This is a genomic window from bacterium, from assembly GCA_037131655.1.
Taxonomy (GTDB): Bacteria; Armatimonadota; Fimbriimonadia; order Fimbriimonadales; family JBAXQP01; genus JBAXQP01.
On the sequence record JBAXQP010000244.1, the window covers coordinates 1 to 4,097 of the forward strand.

Sequence of the window (4,097 nt, forward strand, 5' to 3'; positions counted from 1 at the left end):
ACACTCGACCTTCAAGGACTATTGAAAAGCGCTATCTTAGCTCGTATATCCTCTCGAAAAACGTATAGCTATCACTGGCAGAGGGAGGGAGCGCGATTATTTGCAAAGCCAATACCAAGACAAACAAATAGTTTGCATATTGTCGATCAATATTTAGACATCCCGCTTGCATGTGGGGCAAAGATCGAACCTATTGAGTTTGCATTCTATATTTCTCCAACTGATGAAGAATGTGCAATTACTAAACTGCGTGAAATCGGTATTGAGGAACAGGATCGCTTCATTGCCATCAATCCATCAGCAGGTCAACCCTTTAAAAGATGGAAACCGGAGAAATTCGCGCACTTATCTGACCGAATTGAAGAGATGTGCCTTGGGAAAGCTGTATTTGTTGGTGGTCCGGGTGATGTTGAAATTGAAGAACAAATCGCTTCATTAAAGAAAAGACTGATGCGTAGTCTTATCGGTAAAACAAGTTTGAAAGAGTTAGCGGCTGTTTTGAAGCATTGTAACGTGCATATCTGCGGTGATACAGGTTCAGGGCATATTGCCGTAGCAGTAGGCTCAACTTGTATCGGTATTTACGGACCAACCGATCCTGATCGTTCTGGTCCCTACCTCCAGCGTTCAAACGTTCTTTGTAAACGTGACCCTGATGAAATCAAGCAACTCAATGCTGCCAAAGATGGGCCGAGCGCCGATTTGGTGACAGTTGATGAAGTTTGGGATATGCTTGTTAGCTTAATGGGGGTAGGCCATGCTTGCACCTAAAAAGATTTTAGCGATTACCAAGCATCGTTTTTTTGGCGATACGATCATTGCAATTCCTGCGTTGCGTGCCCTTCACGCTTACTTTCCTGATGCGCCAATTACACTATTGACCGGCTCTGCCGCAGCAGAAATGATGCAGGGCTGCCCCTATGTTGCTGAAGTTATCGTTCATGAGGGACTTCGAGATAAGTCATCATTAATCGAACGATTCGAGCTCATGCGCTGGATGAAGCGAAGCCATTTTGATTTGGCGTTCATTTTCGATCGCTCAATTTTCAGGGCGTTTTTGGTTCGAATGGCCGGAATACCTGAACGAGTTGGGCTGAATGCTGAAGGACGCAGTTGTCTGCTCACTAAATCTGTTCGTTGGGATCGCGATAAGCATGAGTTGGAATGCCTGCTTGATATAACAACCGCATGCAACATCCCAGATGCAGGAAAGCATTTGGAATTATGGCTTTCTGATAATGAAAAATCGGAGCCAATTGAAAAGTTTGGGCTTATTACTGAGACGCCACGGGTAGTTATTCATCCCGGAACCAACGATTCGTATATTCGTCAGTGGCCGGCAGGAAGTTATGCGGAAGTGGCTGCGCAGCTTTATGCGGAGACACAATGCCAGATAATTTTAGTCGGATCGAAAGCAGAATGTGATGCCGCAGGAGCAGTAGCCCAGCGCTTGACCACTCCCTATCTGAACTGCGCTGGTCAAACATCCCTTCGTGAAGTATTCGGGATACTTGCTAACTGCGATCTGCTGATAGGCGCCGATACAGGGCTAATGCATGCTGCCGTTGCTTTAGGTATTTCGACCATTGGAATCTACGGACCCACTAAAGCGAAGCGATGGGCGCATGATACGCCGATCAACCGTTCTTTTTATACAACAACGACATCACCCCATCCAAGTGATACAGAAATTAGAGCTTGTCTGGATGCTATCAAACCAAGCTCAATCGCTGAAGCAGCATTAAACCTGTTGCAGAAGCGTAAAGGATCCCAAGATGAGAGTTGATCGCACCCTTTTAAAAATTCTTCCACGTGAGCGCCTGGCTGAAGTGGCATCGGAACTCCATCAAAAAGGGGAGCAAATTGTGTTCACAAATGGCTGCTTTGATGTAATCCATGCAGGACATGCACGATATCTTCGCAATGCCAAAGCTATAGGCGATTATTTAATCGTTGGAATTAATACCGACGATTCAGTTCGAAAACTCAAAGGCGAAAATCGCCCGATTATGCAAGAACAAGACCGCGCCGAACTTATTGCCAGCCTCGAATGCGTGGATTATGTCACCCTATTCGGTGAAGATACCCCTGTCGAAATTATCCGTCTTATCAAACCCAATATTCACGTAAAAGGCGGTGACTACAAAGGCAAAACTCTCCCAGAAGAGGCCGCGGTTAACGAAAACGGCGGTAAAGTCGTTATCGTCCCCCTAGTAGAAGGCCGTTCCACCACCAACGTAATCGACCGAATTGCCGAGCTGAATGGGAAAGAAGAGTAGCACTACATGCGAATGGTGGAATAGGCCACCCTCTCAATAGGAGATTATGGGTGGTTTCCGGATTCTTAAACTTCTGTCCTGTCATCTTATTTTCCATGCATAAATTACGTTTGAGCTGTAACATATGAAAACGACCGGGCTTGTGTGTAAAACCCGGTCGGAAATTAATCACTAACCACTGTGGAAGCTACTTACCTAACAGCGCTTTTGCTTTTTGATAGACGTTGTCAACGGTGAAACCGAAGAACTTCAATAAATCATCAAGCGGGGCAGAGATGCCGAAACGATCGATAGAAATCATATCGCCGCTATCGCCTATCCACTGCCGCCATCCGAATGAGGTTCCTGCTTCAACCGATAAGCGAGCCTTCACTGTTGGCGGAAGGACGTTCTTCTTGTATTCATCAGGCTGCGCTTCAAAGAACTCCCAACAAGGCATTGCAACTACTCGAGCTTTCACGCCATCAGCAACTAACTTATCGTATGCGCCTAATGCTAATTGGACTTCAGAGCCGGTTGCGATGATTATGACTTCGGGGATTTCGTCTGGGCTGTCCGCGAGGATATAAGCGCCCTTTTTCAAGCCTTCAGCCGAGCCGTACTTAGTTCTATCGAAGACCGGCAATTTCTGACGGCTTAAGATTAAAGTTGATGGACCGCCTTTGTGATCAAGAGCAGCGGCTAGACCAACTGCCGTTTCGTTGGCATCAGAAGGGCGGATGACGACTAGATTTGGTATTGCTCGAAGTACAGCCAGAGTTTCAACCGGTTGGTGAGTGGGGCCGTCTTCACCTAAGAAAACGCTATCGTGTGTCCAGATGAAAAGGGGATCCAATTCAGCCAGGGCAGAGATGCGAACGGAGCCGCGCATATAATCGGAGAACACCATGAAGGTGGCGCAGAATGGCTTTACGCCTCCGTGATAGACCATCCCATTAACCGCGCCGCCCATCCCATGCTCTCGGACGCCAAAGTGGATAATTCGACCACCGTAAGAACCGGCTTCGAAAGCTTCTTCGCCTTTGAGGTCAGTATCATTTGAGGAGGCTAAGTCAGCAGAACCACCGATGAGCCATGGAATTTTGGGAGCTATCGCATTCAATGTTTTGCCAAATGCTGTGCGAGTGGCGACTTTTTCGTCACTTTTGAATGTCGGCAACTCTTTATCCCAACCTGCGGGGAACTGGCCGGACTGTGCCATACTCCATTCTTTTGCTAGTTCGGGAAAGGTTTCTTCATACTTGTGCATGCGGACGAGCCAATCAGCTTCGAAATCTTTGCCCTTATCAACTGCTTGGCGGAAGTGATTTAGCGCATCTTCAGGAACATAAAAATCTTTATCAGTAGGCCAACCTAAAGCATTTTTGGTGGCTTTGATTTCATCTTTGCCCAAAGGCGAACCGTGAACGGAACTTGTACCGGCCTTATTGGGGCTACCGAAACCAATGATGGTGCGGCAACTGATGAAAGAAGGTTTGTTCTTCTCAGCCTTCGCTGTTTCTAGAGCATTGCTGACCGCTTCAACATCCATGCCGTCTACACTTTGAACATGCCAGCCATAAGCCTCAAACCGCTTGTTGACGTCTTCTGAGAATGACCATTCAGCAGGACCATCGAGCGTTATCTTGTTGTCGTCATAAAGGAAAATGAGTTTGTTTAGTTTAAGATGTCCGGCAAGGGAAGATGCTTCGGAGGCAATCCCCTCCATCATATCGCCATCGCTTACCAGCGCATAGGTGTGATGGTCGACAATTTCATGCCCGGGGCGGTTGAAGTGAGCCGCAAGCCATTTCTCAGCCATCGCCATCCCGACCGCAT

General features: G+C 47.3%; 4 protein-coding genes. 3 read left to right on the top strand and 1 reads right to left on the bottom strand.

Annotated elements, in window-relative coordinates:
* From WCO51_10450 to rfaE2, 3 genes are all read left to right on the top strand, one after another.
* On the top strand, positions 1-771 hold a 771-nt coding region (locus tag WCO51_10450; GenBank protein ID MEI6513677.1), incomplete at its 5' end, for a glycosyltransferase family 9 protein.
* The gene (gene waaF, locus WCO51_10455) at positions 758-1,786 is read left to right on the top strand and encodes a lipopolysaccharide heptosyltransferase II (protein ID MEI6513678.1); all 1,029 of its coding nucleotides are present in this window, start codon (positions 758-760) and stop codon (positions 1,784-1,786) included. The genes WCO51_10450 and waaF, both read left to right, overlap by 14 nt.
* Positions 1,776-2,279, top strand: a complete 504-nt coding sequence (gene rfaE2, locus WCO51_10460; protein MEI6513679.1) for a D-glycero-beta-D-manno-heptose 1-phosphate adenylyltransferase — start codon at positions 1,776-1,778, stop codon at positions 2,277-2,279. Before waaF ends, rfaE2 begins: the two co-directional genes overlap by 11 nt.
* A gap of 187 nt (positions 2,280-2,466) precedes the next feature.
* Here rfaE2 and WCO51_10465 read toward each other — a convergent pair.
* Positions 2,467-4,097 (bottom strand): transketolase (locus WCO51_10465; GenBank protein ID MEI6513680.1); only part of this gene is annotated, 1,631 nt, incomplete at its 5' end.